The following is a 25,069-nucleotide window of genomic DNA, read 5'->3' as shown; positions in this document are numbered from 1 at the left end:
GCCGCTGGGGCTCAGGGAGCCGGCGAGGTCAGGCTGTCGCCCACCTCGACGCCGCGCCGTGCCTCCAGGATCAGCGCGTAGGAGACGCGATCGAAGGTGCGGAACACCATGGCGTAACCATTGCGTTCGTCGGGCAGCTGCACTTCTTCCTTCTTGTCGCCCGTCTTGTCCACGATGCGCACGCCACGGCGGATCAGCTCCAGCACCGTGCCCACGTCCATGCCGTCCTGCGTGCCCTTGTTGATGGCAATGACCTGGTTGTTGGCCGCCCAGCGCACGGCCTGGTCGCCGTACAGGGACACCACATGGGCCTTCACGGCAGCCTGCGGCGCATGCGGCGCATAGTTCATGTAGGTTCGTTCCGGTGCGGGCAGCAGGCGGTCACCGGCACGCATCTCTGTCTTGGCGCGCGACAGGTCCACCGTGGCGGGAGAGGCCTGCTCGTGCTTTTCGCCCTTGCTGTCCACGATCTCCAGCGAGGTCTCGCCCTCGATGAGATCGGCCAGGCCCAGGTACTTGGCCTCGTAGCCCAGCACCTCACCGGAGATGGGATCCTTGAGCGCCACCGCATCGCGGAAGACACGGTACTGGCGCGGCAGGCCGTCGCCTTTGCGCAGCGGCGCCTCGGCCGTGCCACGCGCATAGGCACGGTCACCGCTGGCCATGAGCACGCGCTCGTCCGTGGTGGCGATCAGGCGTGGCGCGCGCAGCAGCGTTTCGGCATCGACGACCAGCGGCTCGGCCAGGAAGGGCTCGATCAGATGGGGCTGCAGCGTGGGCAGGGCCGCCTGCGCCAGCGACTCGCTGCGCGTGCTCGGAGACACGCGCACCACACCGGGCTCGCCGCCGTCGCCCATGGGCCGCGCCGTGCTCAGGCGGGCATAGCCATCACGCTTGTCCAGGTACAGCACCTGGCCCGGATAGATGAGGTGGGGATTGGCGATGGCCTGCATGTTCATGCCCCACAGCTCGGGCCAGCGCCAGGGACGGCGCAGGTACATGCCGGAGATGCCCCACAGCGTGTCGCCGCGCTTGACGGTGTAGCTGTCGGGCGCATCGGGCGCCAGCTCGCCCACGGGAACGCCCTGCTGGGCCACCTGCTGGGCGGCCGAGCGCTGCGATGCCGTCACCGGAAGCTGCTGCGCGTGGGCCGCTGCGAACGCAGCGATCAGGGCCGTTGCGACAGTCCAGGTACGAGCTGTGGCGAATGCAGTCATGGAATTCCTCTTCTTGTGGCTGACGCAGCGTCCCTCCTAGGCACTGCGGCACGGCCGATCTTGTCATGAACGGCCATACAGGTCTTACAAATCAGCAAAGATTCTGCGTGCAAGGCCATGAGAGGGCAACGCTTATTGCGTCGTCCCGCTGCGCCCAGGCAGAAAAGTGGCGAAAATAACGACATTCACCGACCACGCCATGTCCATTCTGCCCATTCTTTGCTATCCCGACCCCCGCCTGCACACCGTCGCCAAGCCGGTTGCCAAGGTCGATGACCGCATTCGCCAGCTGGTCCAGGATATGTACGCCACCATGTATGACGCCCAGGGCGTGGGCCTGGCAGCCACCCAGGTGAACGTGCACGAGCGCGTGGTCGTGGTCGATGTCTCCGAAGGCCGTGACGAGCCCTTTGCGCTGATCAACCCGGAACTGCTCTGGGCCAGCGAGGAAACGCAGCTGGGCGAAGAAGGCTGCCTGTCGGTGCCCGGCATCTACGACGGGGTCGAGCGCTCCACCGCCATCAAGGTCAAGGCGCTGGACGAGAACGGCAACGAACGCATCATCGAGGCCGAAGGCTTCAAGGCCATCTGCATCCAGCACGAGATGGACCACCTGATGGGCAAGGTCTTCGTCGAATACCTGTCTCCGCTCAAGCGCAACCGCATCAAGACCAAGCTGCTCAAGCAGCAGAAACAGGCAGAACGCGCATGACCCACCTGCCAGCGCTTCGCTTCATGCCGCGCTGGAAGATGGACGGCGCGGGCCTCGTTGCCTGGGCGCTGCTTGCCCTGGCCTTTTCCTTGCTGCTTGCCGGCTGCGCCGTGCCCGAGTGGCAAAAGCCCGGCACGCCGCGCTCCGAGATCGAGCGCTCCATGGGCCGCCCGACCCTGAGCCTGCCGCTGGACGGTGGCGGCACGCGCCTGGTCTACAGCCGGCAGCCTGCGGGCCAGCAGGTCTACCACATGGATTTCGACGCCAGCCAGCGCCTGGTGCGCGTGGAGCAGGCGCTCACCATCGAACGCTTCCACGCCCTGCGCAATGGCGAGGACACCCGGGAAAGCGTGCGCCAGCTCTTCGGCCCGCCTGCGCTGATCGAGAGGGTCTACAGTTTCAACGGCGACATCTGGACCTACCGTATTCTGGAAAATGGCATTCGCCGCCAGGCCCATGTGCATATCGACCCCGCCGGCGTGGTGCGCCGCGTGATGTTCACCGACGAAGTGTTCAACGACGACGACCGTCGCTGAGCCTGCACACCGTCCCACTGTCCCTACTGGATTGCATGAGAGTCATTTTTGCCGGCACGCCCGAGTTCGCGCGCGTTGCCCTTGAACGCCTGCTCGCCGCGGGCTTTACCGTCCCCCTGGTGCTGACCCAGCCCGACCGTCCCGCCGGGCGCGGCATGAAGCTGCAGGCCTCGCCCGTCAAGCAGTGCGCGCTGGAGCATGGCATTGCCGTGGCCCAGCCGCGCAGCCTGCGCCTGGACGGCAAATACCCCGAAGAGGCCGCCGCCGCCCGCGCCGCCATCGAAGCGGCCCAGGCCGATGTCATGGTCGTGGCCGCCTACGGGCTGATCCTGCCGCAGTGGGTGCTCGATACGCCCCCGCGCGGCTGCCTGAACATCCACGCCAGCCTGCTGCCGCGCTGGCGCGGCGCCGCCCCCATCCACCGCGCCATCGAGGCCGGCGATGCCGAGACCGGCGTCACCATCATGCAGATGGACGCCGGCCTGGACACGGGCGACATGTGCCTGGTCGAGCGCCTGCCCATCACCGCCGACGACACCACGGCCAGCCTGCACGACAAGCTGGCCGACCTGGGCGGGCGCCTCATCGTCGAGGCGCTGGAGATGAGCGCCTGCGGCGGCCTGCCGCGCACGCCCCAGCCCGCCGAGGGCGTGAACTACGCGCACAAGATCGAAAAGGCCGAAAGCCAGATCGACTGGCGCCAGGATGCCGAGGCCATTGCCCGGCGCCTGCGCGCCTTCAACCCCTTCCCGGGCGGCGCCACGCAGTACGGCGATGAATCCATCAAGGTCTGGGAGGCTCACGCCGACCCCGCCATCGCCGTGGGGACGGCAGCCCCCGGCACCGTGCTGTCCGCAGGCGCCGACGGCGTGCGCGTGGCCTGCGGCAATGGCGTGCTGTGCATGACGCTGCTGCAGCGCGCGGGCGGCAAGCGGCTGGCGGCCGGCGATTTCCTGCGCGGCTTCGATCTGCCTGAAGGAGCCGTTCTGGACGGTGCTGCCAGCGGCGGCACGCCATGAACCTGCAGCCCCTGGTGGAGCGCGCACGCGGCATTGCGCGCGATCCCGCCTTCATGACCGGCGTGCGCGACATGTCGGGCACGGCGCTGGGCATAGGCGCCTGGGGCCTGGTCACGGGCGTGGCCATGATCAAGAGCGGCATGTCCCTGCCCCTGGCGCTGTTCATGGGCCTGCTGGTCTATGCCGGCAGTGCCCAGCTGGCCGTGCTGCCGCTGATGGCCGTGGGCGCGCCCATGTGGGTGGTCTGGTTCACGGCCATCTGCGTGAACCTGCGCTTCGTCATCCTCAGCAGCATGTGGCGCAGCTACTTTGCCCACCTGCGCCTGCGCCACCGCCTGGCCATCGCCTATTTCAGCGGCGACGTGATCTTCGTGGGCTTCATGAAGCGCTACCCCGATGCCCGGCCCCAGCCCGAGCAGTTGCCCTATTTCTGGGGCGCCGCATCGACCAACTGGCTGGCCTGGCAGATCCCGTCCACGCTGGGCATCCTGCTGGCCGACCAGGTGCCCCTGTCCTGGGGCCTGGGCTTTGCGGGCGTGCTGGCCCTGATGGGCGTGCTGCTGTCCATGCTCAACGACCGGGCCACCTGGGTGGCAGGCGTGGTTGCTGCCAGCGCGGCCGTGGCGGCCTTTGCGCTGCCGCTCAAGCTCAATATCCTCGTGGCCATCGCGGCAGCCGTGGCCGCAGGCCTGCTGGCGGAAACGCTGCAGCAGCGCCTGCGCGCCCTGCAGGCGCCTGAAAAAGGGGAGCCAGGCCCGGTGATTCTCCCGCCCGATACAGCCCGCGGCGAGCGCCATGCCCGGCTGCCGCTGGACGAAGACGCCCGGCCCGTGCAAACCAAGGAAAAGGAAACGCTCTGATGGATCTGTCCTGGCTGTGGCCCTGGCTGGCCTGCGTGGGCCTGGCGGCCATCACGCTGTTCACACGCGCCTTCTTCCTGATTCCAGAGCGCGAGGTGCCCTTGCCGCAATGGCTCAAGCGCGGCCTCAAGTACGCGCCGCTGGCGGCCCTGGCGGCCGTGATTGCGCCCGAGATCGTGATGACCAACGGCCGGCTGATCTCCACCGTGGTCGATGCGCGCCTGCCGGCCCTGGCTTGCGCGGTCATGTATTTTTTTTACAAGCGCAGCATCATGGGAACGATCGCGCTTGGCATGGCGGTCTATCTGCCACTGCATATCGGCCTGGGCTGGTAGGCGCAGCGCGGCCAAGAGCGGCCGAGAGCGCCCGGCTCCCCGGCTGAAACCGGATTACAGGCGGCTCCCGATGCCCCGGATCGCCGGTGCGCCCGCCCGCAGCCGGGGCGGGCACGCCGCCTACAATGGCCGCGCTTTACCTCTTTTTCGTTTCAATTCCATGGCGATCGCCACCGATCGCAACGCCGCCGTCATGAACATTCTCCGTTTCTCCGATCTGTGCGCCCAGGGCAAGGCCCAGGGCCAGCGCGTCTTCATCCGCGCCGACCTCAACGTGCCCCTGAACGATGCCGGCGAGATCACCGAGGACACGCGCGTGCGCGCCTCCGTGCCCGCCATCGAGATGGCGCTGAAGGCCGGCGCCGCCGTGATGGTGACCAGCCACCTGGGCCGCCCCACCGAAGGCGAGTTCAAGCCCGCCGATTCGCTGGCGCCCGTGGCCCGCCGCCTGGGCGAGCTGCTGGGCCGCGAAGTGCCCCTGGTCGCCGACTGGGTGGACGGCGTGCAGGTGGCGCCCGGCCAGGTCGTTCTGCTGGAGAACTGCCGCGTGAACGTGGGCGAGAAGAAGAACAAGGAAGAACTGGCCCGCAAGCTGGCCGCGCTGTGCGACATCTTCGTGCACGACGCCTTCGGCACTGCCCACCGTGCCGAAGGCACGACCTACGGCATCGCCCAGTTCGCGCCCATTGCCTGCGCGGGTCCCCTGCTGTCGGCCGAGATCGACGCCATCACCAAGGCCCTGGCCAACCCGCGCCGCCCGCTGGCCGCCATCGTGGCCGGCTCCAAGGTGTCGACCAAGCTGACCATCCTGCAGTCGCTGGCCAAGAACGTGGACCAGCTCATCGTGGGCGGCGGCATTGCCAACACCTTCATGCTGGCCGCGGGCCTGAACATCGGCAAGAGCCTGGCCGAGGCCGACCTGGTCGGCGAGGCCCGCGCCGTGATCGACGCCATGGCCGCACGCGGCGCCGAGGTGCCGATTCCGACCGACGTGGTGGTCTCCAAGACCTTTGCGGCCGACGCGCCCGCCACCGTCAAGAAGGCCACCGAAGTGGCTGACGACGACATGATCCTGGACATCGGCCCCGAGACCGCCGCCCGCCTGGCCGAGCAACTGCGCAAGGCCGGCACCATCGTCTGGAACGGCCCCATGGGCGTGTTCGAGTTCGACCAGTTCGCCAACGGCACCAAGGTCGTGGCCCAGGCGATTGCCGAGTCCGACGCCTTCAGCATCGCCGGTGGCGGCGACACCCTGGCCGCCATCGCCAAGTACGGCATCGAGGACAAGGTCGGCTACATCTCCACGGGCGGCGGCGCCTTCCTGGAGGTGCTGGAAGGCAAGACCCTGCCCGCCTTCGAGATCCTGCAAAAGCGCGCCAACGGCTGAGCACGGCAACATCCGGATACGGGGCACTTTCTTGTCAGTGCCTCGCGGCGAAGCCACAATCGACACTTTGCGCAGCTGCAGCAATCCGCCGCAGCGCGCCCCCGCACCGAGGAGAAATCCATGCGATCGTTCAAATCCGCTGGCGGCCTGGCCCTGGCGGGCCTCTGCCTGGCCCTGGCGGGCTGCGTCAATGCACCGATGACCAGCTACTTCGAAGCCACGGCCCAGCCCAAGATCGGCGCTGCCGGCCACTGGGACTCCGTGGCCAACGATGTCGTCGCCAAGACGCTGGAAACACTGCAAAAGACCGGCATCGAGCGCACCACGCCGGTCCACGTGGCCCTGCCTGCCGAGCCCAGCCAGTTCGACAAGGGCTTTCGTGAGCTGATCATCACCAAGCTCGTGCAAAGCGGCGTGACCGTCATGCAGCAGCCGGCCCAGGCCCAGCTGCAGGTGAGCTACGGCGCCCAGGTCGTGCGCCACGGCAAGCGCCTGCCCAACCCCGAACTCGTGCTGACGACGACGGTGGTGCGCAACAACCAGTACCTGGCGCGCAAGACCGACGTCTACTACCTCGAAAAGAGTGACGCCGTGCTATTCACGGCCGAGGACGAGCGCCCCGAATTCCCCGCCAAGAACCTGAAGGTGGTGGGCCAATGACACTGCGCACGCCCCTCCTGCCTGCCGCACTGGCTGCGGCGGCCCTGCTGTCCGCCTGCGCCGTGCCCGCTCCCGCGACCACGCCCGAATCGTCGGCCGCGCGCCGCGGCGAGCCCACCTACCAGTCGGCCGCAGCCAACCCCTTCATCGCCAGCAGCCGCGCTGCCGTGGACGAGCTGGTCAAGGGCCTGAACACCGAGGAACTGGGCGAGGCGCCCGTGCTCGTGGCCACCGTGGTCAACGTCAACGACCTGACGCGCTCGGCCCCCCTGGGCCGCACGCTCAGCGAGCTGTACGCCTCCCAGCTGTCCGCCAAGGGCTACAACGTCAAGGAGCTGAAGCTGCGCGGCGATGTGTACGTCAAGGAAGGCACGGGCGAGCTGCTGCTGTCGCGCGAGATCAAGGACATCGCCCGCAACCACAATGCGGCCCTGGTCCTGGTGGGCACGTACTCGGCGGCTGCCAAGTACACCTATGTGAGCCTGAAGCTGGTTCGCACCGACGACAGCCGCATCGTGCGCAGCCACGACTACGCGCTGCCCAACAACATCGACATCCAGCGCCTGCTGGGCGCCCCGGCCACGGCGCAACGCTGAGGCCCTGCAGCCTGACTGCGCCCGTGTGCGCAGTCAGGCTGCGTCTTCTTCTCCCGACCTTCGCCTGCTTGCCCTCAGCGGCCGCGCGCCGGCCACAGCACCGAGGCGATGGCCACCACCATCAGCGCCACGGCCGTCCAGTCCTGCCAGTGCAGCACCTCGCCCAGCCACCAGGCGCCGCTGAACACGCCCAGCACGGGGATCATCATCACGCTCAGCGTGGACGCCACGGGCGGCAGGCTGCGCGCCAGGAAGAACCAGACCGTCTGGCCAAAGCCCAGCACCAGCACGCCGTTGAAGACGATGGCGCCCGTGGCCTGAGCATCAGGCCAGTGCCACAGGTGGCGCTCGAAGACGAAGGCCAGCACCGTGAGCGTCAGTGCGGTCAGCGCCACCATCCACAGCGTCATCGTCAGCAGGGGCACGGGCACCTCGGCGCGGCGCAGCTTCTGCGTGCCGAAGGCCCAGCTCAGCGCGGCGGCCAGCATCAGGCCCACGCCGATGGGGCGGCTGCCCAGGGCGCCGACCTCGTGCCACAGCAGCAGGAGCACGCCCGCCAAGGCCGCCGCCACACCCGCCCAGGCACGCGGCGCCAGCCGGTCATGGAAGAACAGGCTGCCCAGCACGGCCGAGAAGATGGGCATGGTGTAGCCCAGGATGGCCGCCCGCCCGCTGGACAGCATCGGGATGGCAATGATGATCAGGCTGTTCCACAGCACCATGTTGAACAGCGTCAGCTGCGCCAGCCGGGGCCAATAGGCGCGCGGCACGGCCAGCGGCAGGCGGCGCCAGACCACGAAGGCCGCCAGGATGGGCAGGCCCACCCACATCGAGGCCATGCGGAAACTCAGCGGCGGGAAATGCTGCACGCCCAGCTTCATCACCGGCCAGTTGATGCCCCAGATCAGGGTCAGCGCGATCAGCAAAAGGATTTGTCGGGCGGTGAAGGCAGGCATAGGCCGCCGATTGTGCCCGCGGGCCGCCAGGCCCGCTGGATGCCCGGCGACAGGCCCCGGGAAGGGCCGATCGCTAAAATCGCGCCCCATGACCTTTCTCGACATGCTGCGCAATGCCACCGCCCAGAACCAATCCATGCTGTGCGTGGGCCTGGACCCCGAACCCAGCCGCTTTCCTGCGGCCATGCGCGGCGATGCAAGCAAAATCTACGACTTCTGCGCCGCCATCGTCGACGCCACGGCCGACCTGGTGAACTCCTTCAAGCCCCAGATCGCCTACTTCGCGGCCCACCGCGCCGAAGACCAGCTGGAAAAGCTCATGGCGCACATGCGCGCCGTCGCGCCCCATGTGCCCATCATCCTGGACGCCAAGCGCGGCGACATCGGCTCCACGGCAGAGCAATACGCCAAGGAAGCCTTCGAGCGCTACGGCGCCGACGCCGTGACCCTGTCGCCCTTCATGGGCTTCGACTCCATCACGCCCTACCTGCAGTACGAGGGCAAGGGCGCCTTCCTGCTGTGCCGCACCTCCAACCCCGGCGGTGACGACCTGCAGGCCCAGCGCCTGGCCGACCTGCCGGGCCAGCCCCACCTGTTCGAGCATGTGGCGCGCCTGGCGCAGGGGCCCTGGAACACCAACGGCCAGCTCGGCCTGGTGGTGGGCGCCACGCGCCCGCAGGAGATCGAGCGCGTGCGTGAATTCGCGCCCTCGCTGCCGCTGCTGATTCCCGGCGTGGGCGCCCAGGGGGGCGATGCCGTGGCCACGGTCAAGGCGGCGCGCATCGGCGGCGGCCCCATCATCATCAATTCCTCGCGTGCGGTGCTCTATGCGTCGCAGGGCGACGACTTCGCTGCTGCCGCGCGCACCGCCGCCCAGGCCACGCGCCAGACGCTGCAAGACGCAGCCGCCGCCTGAGACGGCAGGGAAGCCCGGCCATGCAAGGCAAATGGCTGGAAGACTTCCTGCTGCTGGCCCAGGAGCGCAGCTTCACGCGCGCGGCCGAGCTGCGCCATGTCACCCATCCGGCCTTCGGGCGGCGCATCCGCGCGCTGGAGGCCTGGGCCGGCACGCCCCTGGTCGAGCCCGGCGGCGGCCCCGTGCGGCTGACGCCGGCCGGCGAAGCCTTCCGCGATACGGCCGAGCAACTGGTGCGCACGCTGGCCCAGTCGCACGATGAACTGCAGGCCGTGGCCGGGCGCCAGGCCCGCGTGATCACCCTGGCCACGGGGCGCACGCTGGCGCGCACCATCGTGGCCGACTGGCTGACGCGCCACGGCAGCGTGCTGCAGACGGCCGAGCTGCGCGTGGTCACACGCACGCTGGACGAGACCGTGGCCATGCTGCAGCGCGGCGAAGTCAGCTTCACGCTGGTCTACCACCACGCCGCCATTGGCGTGCGCCTGGATGGTCGCCAGTTCAGCTACCTGACGGTGATGCAGGACAGGCTGGTGCCCGTGGCCCGCGCCGATGCCCAGGGCCGTCCGCTGTACGAGCTGTCGGCCAGCCACCAGCCCGTCGCTCCCGTGCCCTACCTGGCCTTCTCGCACAGCATGGCCCTGGGCCGCCTGGTGGAAGACCACCTGGCCCGGCATCCGCTGGCGCCGCGCCTGCGCCGCTGCGTGGACTGCGACTCGGCCGACGCCCACTACGAATACGTGCTGCGCGGCCTGGGTCTGGCCTGGATGCCGTGGTCCATGGTGCGCGGCGACTGCCAGGCCGGCCGCCTGGCCGTGGCCGGCGACCCGGGCCTGGAAGTGCACTTCGACGTGCGCCTGTACCGTCCCAAGCGCCACCTGGGCCCTGCGGCCGAGCAGTTCTGGAGCGACATCACGGGCGCCTGACGGGTGCATGCATGCGCCCTCCTGGTGCAAACCCGCACCGCGCTGTGGAACAAGCGGGTTTTGGTGCTGCAATGGCTCCGCCTCGTGCCGAATCAGCACCAAATGCCTGGGTAGTCCTTCGCACAATCAATCTCATACATTTCAGGAATAACCCCATGCCCAGCAACTCCCTCCTGCGCCGCACCGCCCTGGCCTGCGGCCTGCTGATCGCCGCCACCGGCAGCGCCTTCGCCGACGACGCCGCCAGCTACCCCAACCGTGCCATCACCATGATCGTGGGCTACCCTGCCGGCGGCAGCACCGACCTGGTGGGCCGCTTCGTGGCCGATGGCCTGGCCTCGCGCCTGGGCCAGCCCGTGGTGGTGGAGAACCTGGGCGGCGCAGGCGGCGCCATCGGGGCGCAAAAGGCCGTCAAGGCCACGCCCGACGGCTACACGCTGTTCGTGGGCGCCAACAACGAGCTGGCCATCGCACGGCTGATCAACAAGAGCATCAAGTACTCCATCGGCGACTTCACGCCCATCGGCATGATCGGCTCGCAGCCCATGGTGCTGGTGGCCTCGCAGAAGGCCGGCGTCAAGACAGCCGCCGAGTTCAGCGCCCTGGTGGCCAAGAACCCGGGCAAGTTCAGCTACGGCAGCTCGGGCGTGGGCACGGCACTGCACCTGGCCGGTGAAATGATCAAGGAGCAGGGCAAGCTGCACATGACCCACATCCCCTATCGGGGCGTGGCGCCCCTGACCACGGACCTGGTGGGCAACAACATCGAGTTCGGCATGTTCGTGCTGTCCTCGGGACTGCCCCAGATCCGCGCGGGCAAGGTCATCGCCCTGGGCACGACGGAGGCCAAGCGCTCGGCCATCACGCCCGACATCCCGGCCCTGTCCGAGCTGCCCCAGTACAAGAACGTGGACATCAACGTCTGGTTCGCACTGATGGCGCCCAAGGGCCTGCCCGCACCCGTGGCCGCCAAGGTCAAGAAGGCGCTGGACGAGACCATGGCCTCGCCAGAGTTCCGCAAGAAGATGGAAGAGGCAGGCTCGGTGGTGGCCGATCCCAAGACGGATGCCGGCAAGTACATCAACGCCGAGATCGCCAAGTACACAAAAATCGTCCAGTTTGCCCATATTGAGAACTAAATAACCCCCTGAGTCGCTCCGCGCCTTCCCCCTTGAAGGGGGACGACAGCCTCGCTGCGGGGCGGCCCTTGCTCGCTGTCCCTCGCCTGGGTCACGCCAGTTCCAAAGGCAGTGCGCATTGCATCAGGGTTGTAGACCACGGAGTGAGTGATGGAAACTTTGCGATTTGACCTTCCCCTGCCCGACCTGAGCGCCTGGCGCGCGGGCAATACCGGTACCGAGGGCGTGTGGCAATTCGACTCGGGACGCCCGGGCCGCCACGTGATGATTTCCGCGCTGGTGCACGGCAACGAGATCTGCGGCGCCTGGGCCGTGTCCGGGCTGCTTCAGGCCCTGAACAACGGCCTGGCGCTGGACAACGGCCGCCTGACCCTGGTGCTGGCCAACCTCGATGCCTTCGACCGCTTCGACGCGGCCAGCCACGATGCCTCGCGCTTCGTGGACGAGGACATGAACCGCCAGTGGATAGACGCACGCATCGACGAGGGCAGCACCCGCGAACGCCGCCGCGCCGCCGCGCTGCGCCCCTTCGTGCAGCAGGCCGACTGGCTGCTGGACCTGCATTCCATGCACGAGCCCTCGGCCCCGCTGCTGCTGACCGGCATGCAGCCGCGCAACCGCGATCTGGCACGCCAGATGGGCGCGCCGGCGAACATCGTCGTGGATGCCGGCCACAAGGACGGCACGCGGCTGCGCGACTACGGGCGCTTCGGCCTGCCCGACGCCGAGGCCGGCGACTCGCGCTCGCTGCTGATCGAATGCGGCTTCCACGGCGATCTGGCCAGCCGCGACGTGGCGCACGACCAGTGCCTGCGTTTCCTCGAAGTGGCCGCCATCTTCGACAACGGCGCGCTGCACGCCGCCCTGCCCGGCTGGAAGCAGGCCGACGCACCGGCCCAGTGGGCGCTGGAAGTCACGGCGCCCGTGGTGGCCAAGAGCAGCGGCTTTCGCTTCACGGCGCCGTTCACGGGGCTGGAGCGCTTCGAGAAGGCCGGCACGGTGATCGGCGACAACGATGGCGAGCCGGTGATCACGCCCTATGGCGACTGCGTGCTGGTCATGCCCTCGGTGCGCCAGGCGCGTGCGGGCGTGACCGTGGTGCGCTTCGCGCGGCGCTCGCCGCTCTGAGCGGCACGCTTCAACCGAACCTCAGCTGCGCTGACAGCGCGCGGGCGACAGCCGTTCAGGCTGCACGCCCTGCGCGGCCAGGCGCACATCCAGCGGCTCGCCGCGCAGCAGGTTGCGCGCCAGCAGGCTGTAGCCGAAGGCGCTCTGTATGCCGTAGCCGCCCTGGGCGGCCACCCAGAAAAAGCCCGGCAGCGGCGCAGGCGAGGCATCCCAGCCCACGGCCATCTCGCCGTCGGCCACGAAGCTGCGCAGCCCGGCCCAGGTGTGGGAGGGGCGGCGGATCTGCAGCGTGGTCACTTCCTCGATGCGCCAGATGCCCGTGGCCACGTCCAGTTCCTCGGGCGCCACGTCCTGCGGCGCCACGGGGTCGGCATTGGCGGGCGAGCCCAGCAGCTGGCCTGCATCGGGCTTGAAGTAAAAGCCCTCGTCGGCGCTGATCACGGCGGGCCAGTGCGCGGCATCCATGCCTTCGGGCACGGCAAAGGTGAAGGCACTGCGCCGCTTGGGCACCAGGCCGATGGGCGCTGCGCCCGCCAGCGCACCCAGCGCATCGGCCCAGGCGCCGGCCGCGTTGACCACGCAGCGCGCGCGCACTTGGCTGCCGTCGGCCAGGTCCAGGGTCCAGACACCTGCGGCCTGCGCCAGCGCACGGACCTCGGCGCTGCAGCGCAGCTCGCCGCCGCACTGGCGCAGGCCGCGCAGGAATCCCTGGTGCAGGCCGTGCACGTCGATGTCGCGTGCGCCGTCGTCCGCAAAGCCATCGACCAGCAGCGTGGTGTTCAGGCAGGGCACCAGGGCCTTGAGTTCATCGGGGCCCAGGCGCCGCGCATGGGGCGAGTGCAGGAGCGCCTCGGCATGGGCGGCATCGAGCAGGTCCTTCTGCGCGGCCGTGCCCACATAGAGCACGCCGCGCGGCGCCAGGATGGGCGCCTGCACAAAGCCCTGCGGCGGCTGCTCGTAGAAGGCGCGGCTGGCGCGCGTCAGCGCCTGGACCTGCAGCGGGCCATAGTGCTCCTCATACAGCGCGGCCGAGCGGCCCGTGCTGTGGTAGCCAGGCTGGGATTCGCGCTCCAGCACCAGCACCGAGGCGCCGCCATCGCGCGCCAGCTGCCAGGCCACCGAGGCACCGGCCATGCCCGCGCCCACCACCACGAAATCACGGATGCTGCTGTCCATGGCCGGCCTCACTTTGCGTTCTTGCGGCCTGGCTTGGCCTGCGCAGGAGCCGACGCTGCCTCCAGATAGGGCCGCAGATAGCGCCCCGTATGGCTGGCCGGGTTGGCCGCCACGTCCTCGGGCGTGCCCGTGGCCACCACCTGACCGCCGCCCGAGCCGCCTTCGGGGCCCATGTCGATGATCCAGTCGGCCGTCTTGATCACGTCCAGGTTGTGCTCGATGACCACGATGGTGTTGCCCGCATCGCGCAGCTGCTGCAGCACCTTGAGCAGCAGGGCGATGTCGGCGAAGTGCAGGCCCGTCGTGGGCTCGTCCAGGATGTAGAGCGTGCGCCCCGTGTCGCGCTTGGACAGCTCCTGGGCCAGCTTGACGCGCTGCGCCTCGCCGCCCGACAGCGTGGTCGCGCTCTGGCCCAGCCGGATATAGGACAGGCCCACGTCCAGCAGGGTCTGCAGCTTGCGGGCGATGGTGGGCACGTCCTTGAAGAAGGCATGGGCGTCCTCCACCGTCATCTCCAGGATCTGGGAGATGTTGCGGCCCTTCCACTGCACCTCCAGCGTCTCGCGGTTGTAGCGCTGGCCGTTGCAGATGTCGCAGGGCACGTAGACATCGGGCAGGAAGTGCATCTCCACCTTGACCACGCCGTCGCCCTGGCAGGCCTCGCAGCGGCCGCCGGCCACGTTGAACGAGAAGCGCCCGGGGCCGTAGCCGCGCTCCTTGGCGGTGTTGGTCTCGGCCATCAGGTCGCGGATGGGCGTGAACAGGCCCGTGTAGGTGGCCGGGTTGCTGCGCGGCGTGCGGCCTATGGGTGACTGGTCCACATTGATGACCTTGTCGAAATGGCCCATGCCGATGATGTCGTCGTGCGGCGCGGCCTCGCCGCCGGCACGGTGGATCTGGCGCGCGGCCTCGGTATAGAGCGTGTCGTTGACCAGGGTGCTCTTGCCCGAGCCCGAGACGCCGGTCACGCAGGTCAGCAGGCCCACGGGAAAGTCCGCCGTCACGCCCTTGAGGTTGTGGCCGCGTGCGCCCACGACGCGCAGGGCCTGCAGTTGCGGCGCGCCGGGGGCGGTTGCGTTGTCGGGATTGGCCGGGGGCTGCTGGGCACGGGCCGGAAAGCCCTTGGCCGCTGGCCGGGCCTCGCCCTCGGCCGTTGCCTCCAGCACCGGTTGCCAGGGCGTGCGCCGCGCAGGCACTTCAATGCGCTGGGTGCCCGCCAGGTAGCGGCCCGTGGGTGAATCGGGATTGGCGCGCACCTCTTCGTAGCTGCCCTGGGCCATGACGCGGCCGCCATGCACGCCCGCGCCGGGCCCCAGGTCGATGATCTGGTCGGCCGCGCGCATCATGTCCTCGTCGTGCTCGACCACGATGACGCTGTTGCCGATGTCGCGCAGGTGCTGCAGCGTGCCGATGAGCTTGTCGTTGTCGCGCTGGTGCAATCCGATGCTGGGCTCGTCCAGCACATACATCACGCCCGTCAGGCCGCTGCCGATCTGGCTGGCCAGGCGGATGCGCTGGGCCTCGCCGCCGGACAGGGTGTCCGCGCCGCGCTCCAGGCTCAGGTAGCTCAGGCCCACGTCGTTGAGGAACAGCAGGCGCGAGGCGATCTCGCGCACCACCTTGCCCGCGATCTCGGCCTTGGCGCCCGACAGCTGCAGGGACGCGCACCAGGCATGGGCCTCGGCCAGCGTGGCGTGGCCCACTTCGTAGATGGCGCGGGCCTGCTCGCCCTCGCCAATGCGCACGAAGCGCGCCTCGCGGCGCAGCCGCGTGCCGCCGCAGTCGGGGCAGACGGCGACGCTGCGCAGCCGCGCCAGATCGTCGCGCACCACGCTGGACTCGGTCTCGCGCCAGCGCCGCGTGATGTTGGGAATGATGCCCTCGAAGGGATGGCTCTTGACCATGGACTCGCCCTTGCGCGCGCCGCTGTCGAAGACGTAGCTGAAGGGCATTTCCTCCTCGCCCGAGCCCCAGAGCACCACATGGCGCACCTTCTCGGGCAGCTCCTCGAAGGGCAGTTCCACATCGGTGCCGTAGTGGCGCGCCACGCTCTCCAGCATGGAGAAGTAGTAGCCGTTGCGCCGGTCCCAGCCCTTGACGGCGCCGCTGGCCAGGCTCAGCGTAGGGAAGGCGACCACGCGCTCGGGGTCGAAGGACTCAGTGCAGCCCAGGCCGTCGCAGCCCGGGCAGGCGCCCATGGGCGAATTGAACGAGAACAGGCGCGGCTCCAGCTCGGGCAGCGAATAGCTGCACAGCGGGCAGGCGAACTTGGCGCTGAAGAGGTGTTCCTTGCCGCTGTCCATCTCCAGGGCGATCACGCGGCCGCCGGCGTCGGCGCCACCCGCGCGCAGGGCGGCCTCGAAGCTCTCGGCCAGGCGCTGCTGGGCGTCGGCGCGCACCTTGAGGCGGTCGATCACCACGTCGATGTCGTGGCGCTCGTTCTTCTCCAGCGTGGGCAGGGAATGGGACTCGTGGATCTTGCCGTCGATGCGAAAGCGCACATAGCCCTGGGCCTGCATCTGCGCGAACAGCTCGGCGAACTCGCCCTTCTTGTTGCGCGCCAGCGGCCCCAGCACCATGAGGCGCGTGTCCTCGGGCAGGGCCAGGGCCGCATCCACCATCTGGCTGATGGTCTGGGACTGCAGCGGCAGGTTGTGGTCGGGGCAGTAGGGCGTGCCGGCGCGTGCGAACAGCAGGCGCAGGTAGTCGTTGATCTCGGTCACCGTGCCCACGGTGGAGCGCGGGTTGTGGCTGGTGGCCTTCTGCTCGATGCTGATGGCGGGCGACAGGCCCTCGATCAGGTCCACATCGGGCTTGTCCAGCCGCCCCAGGAACTGGCGCGCATAGGCCGACAGGCTCTCCACATAGCGGCGCTGGCCCTCGGCATACAGCGTGTCGAAGGCCAGGCTGGACTTGCCCGAGCCCGACAGCCCGGTGATCACCACCAGGCGGTTGCGCGGAATGTCCAGGTCGATGTTCTTGAGGTTGTGCGTGCGCGCACCGCGGATGGCGATGCGTGACTGCGCCAGCGCCAGGCCAAGGTAGCGGCCGTCGGGCTGGGAGCGGGAGTCGGCGGCCCGGTCCAGGCCGCCGTCTTCGGAAATCGTGTGGGAACCAGGCATCGGGAAAACCCCTGCGAAGGCTAACCCGCCATGATAGGTCAGAACCCGTGCCACCGCATGGCGGCTCGGTCTGCGGGGCGGCAGGGCCTTCTGCGGCGCCCATTCACAAAACTGTCTTGCATAACCCAGCCACCCCGCAGCGCCGGCCTATGGGCGAGAATGGCGGATTGCTTGCCCCCACAACAGTGCACCCCGTGCTCGATTCCCCCACACCCGTCCACGGCGCCCAGGCGCCAGCCCCCTCCTCGGCCGCATCGGGCCGCATGACCTCGCAGGAACGCCGATCCAGCGCCAGCCTGGCGCTGATCTTTGCGCTGCGCATGCTGGGCCTGTTCCTGGTGCTGCCGGTGTTCGCGCTGGAGGCGCGCAAATACCCGGGAGGGGATGATCCGGCCATGATCGGCCTGGCCATGGGCCTGTACGGGCTCACCCAGGCCGTGTTCCAGCTGCCGCTGGGCCTGGCTTCGGACCGGTTCGGGCGCAAGCGCGTCATCGTCGCCGGGCTGCTGGTCTTTGCGGCGGGCAGCCTGCTGGCGGCCACGGCCGACTCGCTGCTGGGCCTGATGTGGGGCCGGGGCCTGCAGGGCGCAGGCGCCGTCTCGGCCGCCGTGACCGCGCTGCTGGCCGACCTCACGCGCGACAGCGTGCGCACCAAGGCCATGGCCATGGTGGGCGGCAGCATCGGACTCATGTTTGCGCTGGCCCTGGTGCTCAGCCCCCTGCTGGCTGCCTGGGGCGGGCTGCCCGGCATCTTCGGCCTGACCTACGCCCTGGCGCTGGCGGGCATTGCCGTCGTGCTCTGGGTCGTCCCGCCCGAGCCCGCGCGCCACGCCGACCAGCCGCGCGGCCGCATGGCCGAGCTGTGGCGCCATGGCGACCTGGTGCGCCTGAACCTGGGCGTCTTCGTGCTGCACACCGTGCAGATGTCCATGTGGGTGGCCGTGCCCGCCATGCTGGTGCAGGCAGGCCTGGACAAGCAGGCGCACTGGCATGTCTACCTGCCGGCCGTGGCGCTGTCCTTCGCCGCCATGGGCGGCCTGTTCGCCATGGAGCGGCGCGGGCGCCTGCGCGCGGCCCTGCTGGGCGCCATCGCCCTGATCACCCTCGTGCAGATCGGCCTGGGCCTGCTGGCGGCCGGTGGCGCGCAGCCGCCGCTGTGGGCCATGGCCGTGCTGATGTTCGTGTTCTTCTGCGGCTTCAACGCGCTGGAGGCCACCCAGCCCAGCCTGGTCTCTCGCATGGCCCCGGCCCCGCTGCGCGGCGCGGCGCTGGGCGCCTACAACACGCTGCAATCGCTGGGCCTGTTCGCAGGCGGCGCGCTGGGCGGCGCCGTCGCCAAATGGGCCGGCATGCCGGGCCTGTTCACCCTGACGAGCGTCCTGGCCGTGCTGTGGCTGGTCGTCACCTGGCCGCTGCGCCCCGTGGGCCGCCACGGCTGAACGGCGGATTTTCAGACGGTTACAAGCCGCCGCCACAGGCGGTTGCCGCGGGATATCCGCCCCCTGCCATCGGCGGACGGCTTGCGGCACAATGGCGCGTCTGGCCCGGGATCCATCCCTCTATGCCCGGGCCACTTCCCTATGTAAAGGTATTTCACTCATGGCATCCGTCAACAAAGTCATCATCGTCGGCAACCTCGGACGCGATCCCGAAATGCGCACCTTCCCGAGTGGCGATCAGGTGGCCAACGTGACCATCGCCACCACCGACCGCTGGCGCGACAAGAACACGGGCGAGAACAAGGAAGCCACCGAGTGGCACCGCGTGGTCTTCAACGGCCGCCTGGCCGAAATCGTGGGCCAGTACCTGCGCAAGGGCAGCCAGGTCTATGTCGAAGGCAGCCTGCGCACCCGCAAGTGGACCGACCAGGCCAGCGGCCAGGAACGCTACGCCACCGAAATCCGTGCCGACAGCATGCAGATGCTGGGCAGCCGCCAGGGCGGCGGCGGTGGCCAGCAAGGCGGCGGCTACGGCGATGAAGGCTACGGCGACAGCGGCTACGACGCCCCTCCCCAGCAGCAACAGCGCCGCCCGGCCCCTGCCCCCATGGCAGCGCCCGCACCGCGCCAGGCCCCTGCCCAGCGCCCCGCTCCCGCGCCCATGGCACCCCCGCCCCAGCGCGCAGCCTCGGGCTTTGACGATATGGATGACGACATTCCGTTCTGATTCGGACCATCAAGGTTCTTGAGCATCCAGACCCGCTTTCCCCGGAAAGCGGGTTTTGTTTTTCCAGGCGCCCGACGATAAATCCCATGCCCCTGCCGCGTGCCAGAACCCTGTTGTGGAGTCTTGTCCTGTGCCTGCCGCTGGCCGTGTTCGGCTGGCTGGCTGCAGCCCTGTGCCTGATCTCGCAAGAGGACTACACGCCCGAGCCCGGCAGCTTCACCTACTACATCGGCATCTCGTCCCTGGTGCGCCATGCGCCGCTGGTGGGCGCGCTGGGCAAGGCGGAGTACTTCGGCACCGTAGGCGACGGCAACAAGCCGCCACACGGCCTGGTGTCCTATGACGTGGAGTTCGCAAGCATTGGCCCCGCCACGCACGCCTTCGATGCCTACCTGCTCGGCAAAGGCTATTCCCGGACTGCGGACGACGAAACGCCCGGCCCCTCCTACGGCATGGGGCGGCGCGTTCGCCATGCCAGGTACACGGCGTCTTCGGGCCAAGTCGTCTACGTGGAAGTGGTGCAGGCCTCATCGGCCGAGCAAGGCCCTGTGCGCTACCGCGCCACCATGGCGCACTACGACTGATTGCGGCCAGGGGCCCATCCCGCGGCAGGCAGCACCCCCTCGTACAATCGCGCCCGTGATTTCAGTCCACCGGCACCGTCAACCAGGGGCTCGCCAAGCGCGCAGCCGCGATGCCGCACGCCTTCACAGCTTCACGCTGGCCCGCATCGCGCGCGGCTCGCAGAGCCGGCGCTCGGGCTGCACCCGCCTGGCGCCGCCGTAGCACGGCCGAACCGTACAAGCCGCCAGGTTTCGGGCATGGCCCGACGCCCGGCATGTTCATTGCCGTCTACAAAATCCTGCCCCGCCCTGCCCCGCCCTGTCACACCCAGCGCGGCGGGGCCGGCCATTTCCATGTCGAAACACCCCCATCCCTTTCGCGCCGAGTGGGCGCCCAGCATTCCGCGCGAGCTCATGGCCGGCGCCGTGGCCACCTTTGCGCTGATCCCCGAGGTCATCGCCTTCTCCTTCGTGGCCGGGGTCGATCCCGCCGTCGGGCTGTTCGCCTCCTTCGTCATCAGCATCGTCATCGCCTTCACGGGCGCGCGCCCGGCCATGGTGTCGGCGGCTGCGGGCTCGGTCGCCCTGGTGGCCGCTCCGCTGGTGCATGCGCATGGCGTGCAGTATCTTTTTGCGGCCGGCATTCTTGCGGGGGCCGTGCAGATCCTGTTCGGCGTGCTGCGCCTGGGCGTGCTGATGCGCTATGTGTCCGGCTCGGTGCGCACGGGCTTCGTCAATGCGCTGGCCATCCTGATCTTCTCGGCCCAGATGCCGCACCTGATCGGCGCCAATGCCGCCACCTGGGCCATGGTGGGCGCCGGCCTGCTGATCATCTACGGCCTGCCCCGGCTGACCACGGCCGTGCCCTCGCCCCTGGTCTGCATCGTGGTGCTGACGGTGGCGGCGAATTGGCTGGACCTGCCCCTGAAGACGGTCGCCGACCTGGGCCTGCTGCCGGACGGCCTGCCTAGCTTCGGGCTGCCGCAGGTGCCGTGGTCGCTGGAGACGCTGCGCCTGATCGCCCTGCCCGCGCTGGCGATCGCCATGGTGGGATTGCTGGAGTCCATGATGACGGCCAGCGTGGTCGATGAACTCACGGACACGCCCAGCTCCAAGAACCGCGAGTGCAGCGGCATCGGCGTGGCCAACATCGCGGCCAGCCTGTTCGGCGGCATTGCCGGCTGCGCCATGATCGGCCAGACCGTGGGCAATGTGCGCTACGGCGGCCGGGGCCGGCTGTCCACGCTGTTCGCGGGCGCCTTCCTGCTGATCCTGATGGTGCTGCTCAAGCCCTGGGTGTCCCAGGTGCCGGTGGCGGCGCTGGTGGCCATCATGGTGATGGTGTCGGCCTCCACGCTGGACTGGGGATCGGCCCGCGCCCTGCTCAGGCATCCCAAGCTGTCCAGCGCCGTGATGCTGGCCACCGTGGTGGTCACCGTGGCCACGGACAACCTGGCCGCTGGCGTGGGCGTCGGCGTGCTGCTCAGCGGGGTGTTCTTCACCTTCAAGGTCTCAAGGCTGCTGTCCGTCGAGAAGACGCAGGACGGCGCAGGCCTGACCTACCGGGTCTCGGGCCAGGTCTTCTTCGCCTCGGCCGACCTGCTGGTCGATGCCTTCGACGTGCGGGACATCGAAGGCCGGCCGGTGCGCATCGCGCTCGACAACGCCCATTTCTGGGACATCACGGCCGTCAATGCGCTGGACAAGGTCTGCCAGCGCCTGCGCAAGCACGGCAGCACGGTCGAGGTGACGGGCCTGAACGAACACGGCCGGGCACTGGTGTCGCGGCTGGATATCGGCATCGAGTAGGCCCGCGGCCGTCCCCGGGCGGGACGGCCCTCACCGCTCATCGAACGACAGCACCACCCGCTCGGTCAGCGGATGCGCCTGGCAGGTCAGCACGAAGCCGCAGGCGACTTCGTTCTTGTCGAGGGCGAAGTTGCGCTCCATGCGCACTTCGCCCTCGACCACCTTGGCGCGGCAGGTGCCGCAGACGCCCGAGGTGCAGGAATAGGGCACTTCCAGCCCGGCCGAGGAGGCCGCGTCCAGGATGCTGGCCTGGCCGCGCGTGAAGGGGATCTCGCGCGAGAGGCCGTCGCGCACCAGGGTGATGCGGGCGGTGGCGGCGTCGCCGGGCTGGGCCTCGTGCACCACGGCGCCCACCGTGCCCTGGCCTGCGGCCGGCAGGGCCACGCCGAAGCGCTCGATGTGGATGCGCTCCTCGGCCACACCGGCGGCCAGCAGGGCGGCCTCGGCCTCGTCGTTCATCTGGAAGGGTCCGCAGATGTAGACATGGTCGATGTGCGTGGCCGGCACCACGCCCTGCAGGAATTCGGCGATCTTGCTGCGGTCCATCACGCCCATGTTCAGCGGCAGGTCGGTGTGTTCGTCCGAGAACACATGCTGCAGCGACAGCCGCGATATGTAGCGGTTCTTGAGGTCCTCGATCTCCTCCTTGAACATGGTGGACTGCAGCTGGCGGTTGCCGTAGATCAGCGTGAAGCGGCTGGCAGGCTCGCGCGCCAGCACGGTCTTCATGATGGACAGGATGGGCGTGATGCCGCTGCCGCCGGCGATGCCCACATGGTGGCGCGCGGCCCCGGGCTCGATGGGCACGAAGAAGCGGCCCTGGGGCGCCATGACCTGCAGTGTGTCGCCGGGGCGCAGATGCTCGTTGATCCAGTTGGAGAACTGGCCGCCGCGCACCTTGCGCACGCCCACGCGCAGCTCGCCGTCATCCACGCCTGCGCAGATGGAGTAGCTGCGGCGCAGGTCCTGGCCGTCGATCTGGTGGCGCAGGGTGAGGTACTGGCCCTGGGTGAAGCCGAAGACCTCGCGCAGCGCGGGGGGCACGTCGAAGGAGACGACCACGGCCTCGGCCGTGTCGGGCGCAATGCTGCGCACGCGCAGCGGGTGGAACATCGTGGTCGTGGTCATATCGGCTTGAAGTGTTCGAAGGGTTCGCGGCAGTCCAGGCAGCGGTGCAGGGCCTTGCAGGCCGTGGCGCCGAAGGCCGACAGCCGCTCGGTGTGCGCGCTGCCGCAGTGCGGGCAGGCTACGGGCTCGGGCGCGGCAATGCCCTGGCGGCGGCGCACCAGGCGGATGGGCGAAGTGCCCTCCGGCAGGCCGGCGTCGCCGCAGCGCCCGGGCGGCGCGATGCCGTACTCGCGCAGCTTGCGCCGGCCGTCGTCGCTGATCCAGTCCGTGGTCCAGGCGGGGGCGCGGCGCAGCACGGCGCGCGCGGGGCCCAGGCCCGCGGCCTCGATGGCCTCGAGCACGCTGCGCTCGATGACCTCGGTGGCCGGGCAGCCCGAGTAGGTGGGCGTGAGCACGATCTCCATGCCCTGGCCTTCGGGCAGGGCATGGACCTCGCGCACGATGCCCAGCTCGCAGACCGAGATCACGGGCACCTCGGGATCGGGCACGTCCTGCAGCGCGGCCCAGGCCAGGCGCTCGCGCTCGGCCGAGGCAGATGTGACGGCCACAAGCCGTGCGGCAGCCATCACCACACCCCGCCCGGATAGGCGCGCTGCAGGTGCTGCATCTCGGCCAGGATGAAGCCCATGTGCTCGCTGTGCACGCCGTTGCGGCCCGTGCTGCGGAAGGCGGATTCGGCCGGCATGTCCAGCGTGGCCTCCTGCAGCAGGGCGGCCATTTCGGCCTGCCAGGGCTCGCGCAGCTCGGACCAGGCCGGGCCCAGGCCGCTGGCGCGCGCGGCGGCGTCTGTGGCGTCGTCGGTGAACAGCTCGGCCGCATAGCGCCACAGCTGGCCCAGCGCCGCCTCCATGCGCTGGCGCGATTCCTCGGTGCCGTCGCCCAGGCGCACCACCCAGTCGCCCGCGTGCTGCTCGTGGTAGCGCGCCTCCTTGAGCGCCTTGGCGGCGATGGCGGCCAGCTCGGCATCGCTGGATTGCACCAGGCGCTCCCACATCAGGCGCAGCCAGGTGGCGGCCATGGCGTTGCGCAGCACGGTGAAGGCGAAGTCGCCGCGCGGCAGCTCGGCCAGCGTGGCGTTGAAGTAGTCGCGCTCGTCGCGCAGAAAGGCGAGCTGGTCCTCGTCGTGCGCGCGGCCTTCGAGCTGGCCGGCGCGGGTGAGCAGCGCACGCGCCTGGCCGACCAGGTCCAACGCCATGTTGGTCATGGCGATGTCCTCTTCGAGGATGGGCGCGTGGCCGCACCACTGGCCCAGGCGCTGGGCCAGGATCAGGCAGGTATCGCCCAGGCGCAGCAGGTACTGCACGTCGGGCCGGGCGTCGATGGCGATGGAGGAGGCGGAGGCGTTCATGGCTGCACCCCGCTCACATGTGGTCCACCGAGGGCGGCAGCTGGTAGAAGGTCGGATGGCGGTAGACCTTGTCCTGGGCCGGGTCGAAGAACATGTCCTTGTCGCCGGGGTCGCTGGCCACGATCTGGTCCGAGCGCACCACCCAGACGCTCACGCCCTCCTGGCGCCGCGTGTAGACATCGCGCGCCATCTGCAGCGCCATCTGCGGGTCGGCCGCATGCAGGCTGCCGCAGTGCTTGTGGTCCAGGCCGGCCTTGCTGCGGACGAAGACTTCCCACAGCGGCCATTCGTTGGTGATGTTCTGTTCGACGGCGGTCATGCGGCCTCCTTGCGGGTCTGGTTTCTCTGTGTCTGCTTGCGGGCATGGGCCAGGGCGGCCTCGCGCACCCAGGCGCCCTCATCCCAGGCCTTGACGCGGGCGCCCAGGCGCTCGCGGTTGCAGGGGCCGTCTCCGGCGATCACGCGCCAGAACTCGTCCCAGTCGATGGGGCCATGGTCATGGGCCTGGCGGGCCTCGTTCCATTTCAGGTCGGGGTCGGGCAGGGTCACGCCCAGCACCTTGGCCTGGTCCACCGTGGCGTCGATGAACTTCTGGCGCAGCGCGTCGTTGGAGATGCGCTTGATGCCCCAGCGCATGGACTGCGCACTGTTGGGCGACTGGTCGTCGGGCGGGCCGAACATCATGATGGACGGCCACCACCAGCGGTTGACGGCGTCCTGCACCATGGCCTTCTGCGCCTCGGTGCCCTGCTGCATCATGGTCAGCAGCGCCTCGTAGCCCTGGCGCTGGTGAAAGCTCTCCTCGCGGCAGATGCGCACCATGGCGCGCGCGTAGGGCGCATAGGAGCAGCGGCAGATGGGCACCTGGTTCATGATGGCCGCGCCGTCCACCAGCCAGCCGATGGTGCCCATGTCGGCCCAGGTCAGCGTGGGGTAGTTGAAGATGGAGCTGTACTTGGCCTTGCCCGTGTGCAGCGCGTGCAGCATCTGATCGCGGCTGCTGCCCAGCGTCTCGGCGGCCGCGTAGAGGTACAGGCCATGGCCGCCCTCGTCCTGCACCTTGGCCAGCAGGATGGCCTTGCGCTTGAGCGTGGGCGCGCGGCTGATCCAGTTGCCCTCGGGCAGCATGCCGACGATCTCGCTGTGCGCGTGCTGGCTGATCTGGCGCAGCAGCGTCTTGCGGTAGTTGTCGGGCATCCAGTCCTTGGCCTCGATGAATTCGCCGGCATCGATGCGCTCGTCAAAGCGCTGCTGCAGGCGCATTTCGTCGGCCGAGCGCACGGCCTTGCCGCCATCGCCCGCTTCCTTGCCCATGGTGTCCATGGCCTGGGTATACATGTGCGATCTCCTTGAATGAAATGGTTGACGAC

The 25,069-nt window shown here is 69.2% G+C and carries 25 protein-coding genes; 16 read left to right on the top strand and 9 right to left on the bottom strand.

The features are described 5' to 3' along the window. Nucleotides 1–11: 11 nt before the first annotated feature. On the bottom strand, nt 12–1,217 hold the full coding sequence (locus tag DACI_RS04255; protein ID WP_012202766.1) for a LysM peptidoglycan-binding domain-containing protein: 1,206 nt from the start codon (nt 1,215–1,217) through the stop codon (nt 12–14). Between the two features lie 199 nt (nt 1,218–1,416). Between DACI_RS04255 and def the strand changes: the two genes are divergently transcribed. The 8 genes from def (at nt 1,417) to DACI_RS04215 (ending at nt 7,322) form a co-directional block, all read left to right on the top strand. Then, entirely contained in the window at nt 1,417–1,929 is a 513-nt protein-coding gene (gene def / locus DACI_RS04250) for a peptide deformylase (RefSeq protein WP_012202765.1), read from the top strand. Then, nucleotides 1,926–2,465, top strand: a complete 540-nt coding sequence (locus DACI_RS04245; protein WP_012202764.1) for a membrane protein — start codon at nt 1,926–1,928, stop codon at nt 2,463–2,465. The genes def and DACI_RS04245 overlap by 4 nt, the downstream gene beginning before the upstream one ends. 35 nt (nt 2,466–2,500) lie before the next feature. Beyond that, nucleotides 2,501–3,484 (top strand): methionyl-tRNA formyltransferase, encoded by a 984-nt coding sequence (gene fmt, locus DACI_RS04240; protein WP_012202763.1) that lies wholly within the window; start codon nt 2,501–2,503, stop codon nt 3,482–3,484. Then, nucleotides 3,481–4,344: an AzlC family ABC transporter permease gene (locus DACI_RS04235; RefSeq protein ID WP_012202762.1), complete on the top strand. Its 864-nt coding sequence runs from the start codon at nt 3,481–3,483 to the stop codon at nt 4,342–4,344. The genes fmt and DACI_RS04235 overlap by 4 nt, the downstream gene beginning before the upstream one ends. Next, nucleotides 4,344–4,679: an AzlD domain-containing protein gene (locus DACI_RS04230; protein WP_012202761.1), complete on the top strand. Its 336-nt coding sequence runs from the start codon at nt 4,344–4,346 to the stop codon at nt 4,677–4,679. Before DACI_RS04235 ends, DACI_RS04230 begins: the two co-directional genes overlap by 1 nt. Before the next feature lie 193 nt (nt 4,680–4,872). Then, a complete protein-coding gene (locus DACI_RS04225; RefSeq protein WP_043783159.1) occupies nt 4,873–6,066 on the top strand; it encodes a phosphoglycerate kinase in 1,194 nt (397 codons plus the stop codon). A gap of 120 nt (nt 6,067–6,186) precedes the next feature. Further along, complete coding sequence (locus tag DACI_RS04220) at nt 6,187–6,726, top strand: hypothetical protein (protein WP_012202759.1); 540 nt, start codon at nt 6,187–6,189, stop codon at nt 6,724–6,726. Continuing rightward, nucleotides 6,723–7,322 carry a FlgO family outer membrane protein gene (locus DACI_RS04215; RefSeq protein WP_012202758.1) on the top strand — a complete coding sequence of 200 codons (600 nt, stop codon included), beginning with the start codon at nt 6,723–6,725 and terminating at the stop codon, nt 7,320–7,322. Before DACI_RS04220 ends, DACI_RS04215 begins: the two co-directional genes overlap by 4 nt. 74 nt (nt 7,323–7,396) lie before the next feature. On the opposite strand, the gene DACI_RS04210 is transcribed toward DACI_RS04215, so the two are convergent. After that, entirely contained in the window at nt 7,397–8,278 is an 882-nt protein-coding gene (locus tag DACI_RS04210; RefSeq protein WP_034389732.1) for a DMT family transporter, read from the bottom strand. A gap of 88 nt (nt 8,279–8,366) precedes the next feature. On the opposite strand from DACI_RS04210, the gene pyrF reads away from it, so the two are divergent. From pyrF to DACI_RS04190, 4 genes are all read left to right on the top strand, one after another. Continuing rightward, complete coding sequence (gene pyrF, locus DACI_RS04205; protein ID WP_012202756.1) at nt 8,367–9,194, top strand: orotidine-5'-phosphate decarboxylase; 828 nt, start codon at nt 8,367–8,369, stop codon at nt 9,192–9,194. 20 nt (nt 9,195–9,214) lie between these two features. Beyond that, nucleotides 9,215–10,120 (top strand): LysR family transcriptional regulator, encoded by a 906-nt coding sequence (locus tag DACI_RS04200; RefSeq protein ID WP_012202755.1) that lies wholly within the window; start codon nt 9,215–9,217, stop codon nt 10,118–10,120. A 155-nt stretch (nt 10,121–10,275) separates the two neighbouring features. Next, nucleotides 10,276–11,259 carry a Bug family tripartite tricarboxylate transporter substrate binding protein gene (locus DACI_RS04195; protein ID WP_043780594.1) on the top strand — a complete coding sequence of 328 codons (984 nt, stop codon included), beginning with the start codon at nt 10,276–10,278 and terminating at the stop codon, nt 11,257–11,259. A gap of 150 nt (nt 11,260–11,409) precedes the next feature. Next, nucleotides 11,410–12,387 carry a M14 family metallopeptidase gene (locus tag DACI_RS04190; protein ID WP_012202753.1) on the top strand — a complete coding sequence of 326 codons (978 nt, stop codon included), beginning with the start codon at nt 11,410–11,412 and terminating at the stop codon, nt 12,385–12,387. 21 nt (nt 12,388–12,408) lie between these two features. On the opposite strand, the gene DACI_RS04185 is transcribed toward DACI_RS04190, so the two are convergent. Further along, nucleotides 12,409–13,563, bottom strand: coding sequence for an NAD(P)/FAD-dependent oxidoreductase (locus DACI_RS04185; protein ID WP_012202752.1), 1,155 nt, complete (start codon nt 13,561–13,563; stop codon nt 12,409–12,411). An 8-nt stretch (nt 13,564–13,571) separates the two neighbouring features. Then, nucleotides 13,572–16,685, bottom strand: coding sequence for an excinuclease ABC subunit UvrA (gene uvrA / locus DACI_RS04180; RefSeq protein WP_012202751.1), 3,114 nt, complete (start codon nt 16,683–16,685; stop codon nt 13,572–13,574). Between the two features lie 263 nt (nt 16,686–16,948). Between uvrA and DACI_RS04175 the strand changes: the two genes are divergently transcribed. The 4 genes from DACI_RS04175 (at nt 16,949) to DACI_RS04160 (ending at nt 21,223) form a co-directional block, all read left to right on the top strand. Further along, the gene (locus tag DACI_RS04175; protein WP_043780591.1) at nt 16,949–18,124 is read left to right on the top strand and encodes an MFS transporter; all 1,176 of its coding nucleotides are present in this window, start codon (nt 16,949–16,951) and stop codon (nt 18,122–18,124) included. 160 nt (nt 18,125–18,284) lie between these two features. Further along, nucleotides 18,285–18,851, top strand: a complete 567-nt coding sequence (gene ssb / locus DACI_RS04170; protein ID WP_012202749.1) for a single-stranded DNA-binding protein — start codon at nt 18,285–18,287, stop codon at nt 18,849–18,851. Nucleotides 18,852–18,937: 86 nt separating this feature from the next. Continuing rightward, nucleotides 18,938–19,435: a hypothetical protein gene (locus DACI_RS04165; RefSeq protein WP_012202748.1), complete on the top strand. Its 498-nt coding sequence runs from the start codon at nt 18,938–18,940 to the stop codon at nt 19,433–19,435. Between the two features lie 333 nt (nt 19,436–19,768). Continuing rightward, nucleotides 19,769–21,223: a SulP family inorganic anion transporter gene (locus DACI_RS04160; RefSeq protein ID WP_012202747.1), complete on the top strand. Its 1,455-nt coding sequence runs from the start codon at nt 19,769–19,771 to the stop codon at nt 21,221–21,223. A gap of 30 nt (nt 21,224–21,253) precedes the next feature. On the opposite strand, the gene paaE is transcribed toward DACI_RS04160, so the two are convergent. From paaE to paaA, 5 genes are read right to left on the bottom strand one after another with little or no spacing between them, the layout of a single operon-like run. Continuing rightward, nucleotides 21,254–22,351 (bottom strand): 1,2-phenylacetyl-CoA epoxidase subunit PaaE, encoded by a 1,098-nt coding sequence (gene paaE / locus DACI_RS04155; protein WP_012202746.1) that lies wholly within the window; start codon nt 22,349–22,351, stop codon nt 21,254–21,256. Continuing rightward, nucleotides 22,348–22,917, bottom strand: a complete 570-nt coding sequence (gene paaD / locus DACI_RS04150; RefSeq protein WP_012202745.1) for a 1,2-phenylacetyl-CoA epoxidase subunit PaaD — start codon at nt 22,915–22,917, stop codon at nt 22,348–22,350. The genes paaE and paaD overlap by 4 nt, the downstream gene beginning before the upstream one ends. After that, nucleotides 22,917–23,699: a 1,2-phenylacetyl-CoA epoxidase subunit PaaC gene (gene paaC / locus DACI_RS04145; RefSeq protein WP_012202744.1), complete on the bottom strand. Its 783-nt coding sequence runs from the start codon at nt 23,697–23,699 to the stop codon at nt 22,917–22,919. Before paaC ends, paaD begins: the two co-directional genes overlap by 1 nt. Nucleotides 23,700–23,712: 13 nt before the next feature. Beyond that, the gene (gene paaB, locus DACI_RS04140; RefSeq protein ID WP_012202743.1) at nt 23,713–24,018 is read right to left on the bottom strand and encodes a 1,2-phenylacetyl-CoA epoxidase subunit PaaB; all 306 of its coding nucleotides are present in this window, start codon (nt 24,016–24,018) and stop codon (nt 23,713–23,715) included. After that, the gene (paaA, locus tag DACI_RS04135; RefSeq protein ID WP_012202742.1) at nt 24,015–25,037 is read right to left on the bottom strand and encodes a 1,2-phenylacetyl-CoA epoxidase subunit PaaA; all 1,023 of its coding nucleotides are present in this window, start codon (nt 25,035–25,037) and stop codon (nt 24,015–24,017) included. The genes paaB and paaA overlap by 4 nt, the downstream gene beginning before the upstream one ends. Nucleotides 25,038–25,069 lie beyond the last annotated feature (32 nt).

The sequence above is a fragment of the Delftia acidovorans SPH-1 genome (assembly GCF_000018665.1).
Taxonomy (GTDB): domain Bacteria; phylum Pseudomonadota; class Gammaproteobacteria; order Burkholderiales; family Burkholderiaceae_C; genus Comamonas; species Comamonas acidovorans.
The sequence above is the reverse complement of the archived record's forward strand: the minus strand, read 5'-3'. Positions and strand labels throughout refer to the sequence as shown.

What these genes read in the sequence shown, in the direction of transcription:
- DACI_RS04255 (WP_012202766.1), bottom strand. Translation starts at nt 1,217, where the DNA reads ATGACTGCATTCGCCACAGCTCGTACCTGGACTGTCGCAACGGCCCTG.
- def (WP_012202765.1), top strand. Translation starts at nt 1,417, where the DNA reads ATGTCCATTCTGCCCATTCTTTGCTATCCCGACCCCCGCCTGCACACC.
- DACI_RS04245 (WP_012202764.1), top strand. Translation starts at nt 1,926, where the DNA reads ATGACCCACCTGCCAGCGCTTCGCTTCATGCCGCGCTGGAAGATGGAC.
- fmt (WP_012202763.1), top strand. Translation starts at nt 2,501, where the DNA reads ATGAGAGTCATTTTTGCCGGCACGCCCGAGTTCGCGCGCGTTGCCCTT.
- DACI_RS04235 (WP_012202762.1), top strand. Translation starts at nt 3,481, where the DNA reads ATGAACCTGCAGCCCCTGGTGGAGCGCGCACGCGGCATTGCGCGCGAT.
- DACI_RS04230 (WP_012202761.1), top strand. Translation starts at nt 4,344, where the DNA reads ATGGATCTGTCCTGGCTGTGGCCCTGGCTGGCCTGCGTGGGCCTGGCG.
- DACI_RS04225 (WP_043783159.1), top strand. Translation starts at nt 4,873, where the DNA reads ATGAACATTCTCCGTTTCTCCGATCTGTGCGCCCAGGGCAAGGCCCAG.
- DACI_RS04220 (WP_012202759.1), top strand. Translation starts at nt 6,187, where the DNA reads ATGCGATCGTTCAAATCCGCTGGCGGCCTGGCCCTGGCGGGCCTCTGC.
- DACI_RS04215 (WP_012202758.1), top strand. Translation starts at nt 6,723, where the DNA reads ATGACACTGCGCACGCCCCTCCTGCCTGCCGCACTGGCTGCGGCGGCC.
- DACI_RS04210 (WP_034389732.1), bottom strand. Translation starts at nt 8,278, where the DNA reads ATGCCTGCCTTCACCGCCCGACAAATCCTTTTGCTGATCGCGCTGACC.
- pyrF (WP_012202756.1), top strand. Translation starts at nt 8,367, where the DNA reads ATGACCTTTCTCGACATGCTGCGCAATGCCACCGCCCAGAACCAATCC.
- DACI_RS04200 (WP_012202755.1), top strand. Translation starts at nt 9,215, where the DNA reads ATGCAAGGCAAATGGCTGGAAGACTTCCTGCTGCTGGCCCAGGAGCGC.
- DACI_RS04195 (WP_043780594.1), top strand. Translation starts at nt 10,276, where the DNA reads ATGCCCAGCAACTCCCTCCTGCGCCGCACCGCCCTGGCCTGCGGCCTG.
- DACI_RS04190 (WP_012202753.1), top strand. Translation starts at nt 11,410, where the DNA reads ATGGAAACTTTGCGATTTGACCTTCCCCTGCCCGACCTGAGCGCCTGG.
- DACI_RS04185 (WP_012202752.1), bottom strand. Translation starts at nt 13,563, where the DNA reads ATGGACAGCAGCATCCGTGATTTCGTGGTGGTGGGCGCGGGCATGGCC.
- uvrA (WP_012202751.1), bottom strand. Translation starts at nt 16,685, where the DNA reads ATGCCTGGTTCCCACACGATTTCCGAAGACGGCGGCCTGGACCGGGCC.
- DACI_RS04175 (WP_043780591.1), top strand. Translation starts at nt 16,949, where the DNA reads ATGACCTCGCAGGAACGCCGATCCAGCGCCAGCCTGGCGCTGATCTTT.
- ssb (WP_012202749.1), top strand. Translation starts at nt 18,285, where the DNA reads ATGGCATCCGTCAACAAAGTCATCATCGTCGGCAACCTCGGACGCGAT.
- DACI_RS04165 (WP_012202748.1), top strand. Translation starts at nt 18,938, where the DNA reads ATGCCCCTGCCGCGTGCCAGAACCCTGTTGTGGAGTCTTGTCCTGTGC.
- DACI_RS04160 (WP_012202747.1), top strand. Translation starts at nt 19,769, where the DNA reads ATGTCGAAACACCCCCATCCCTTTCGCGCCGAGTGGGCGCCCAGCATT.
- paaE (WP_012202746.1), bottom strand. Translation starts at nt 22,351, where the DNA reads ATGACCACGACCACGATGTTCCACCCGCTGCGCGTGCGCAGCATTGCG.
- paaD (WP_012202745.1), bottom strand. Translation starts at nt 22,917, where the DNA reads ATGGCTGCCGCACGGCTTGTGGCCGTCACATCTGCCTCGGCCGAGCGC.
- paaC (WP_012202744.1), bottom strand. Translation starts at nt 23,699, where the DNA reads ATGAACGCCTCCGCCTCCTCCATCGCCATCGACGCCCGGCCCGACGTG.
- paaB (WP_012202743.1), bottom strand. Translation starts at nt 24,018, where the DNA reads ATGACCGCCGTCGAACAGAACATCACCAACGAATGGCCGCTGTGGGAA.
- paaA (WP_012202742.1), bottom strand. Translation starts at nt 25,037, where the DNA reads ATGTATACCCAGGCCATGGACACCATGGGCAAGGAAGCGGGCGATGGC.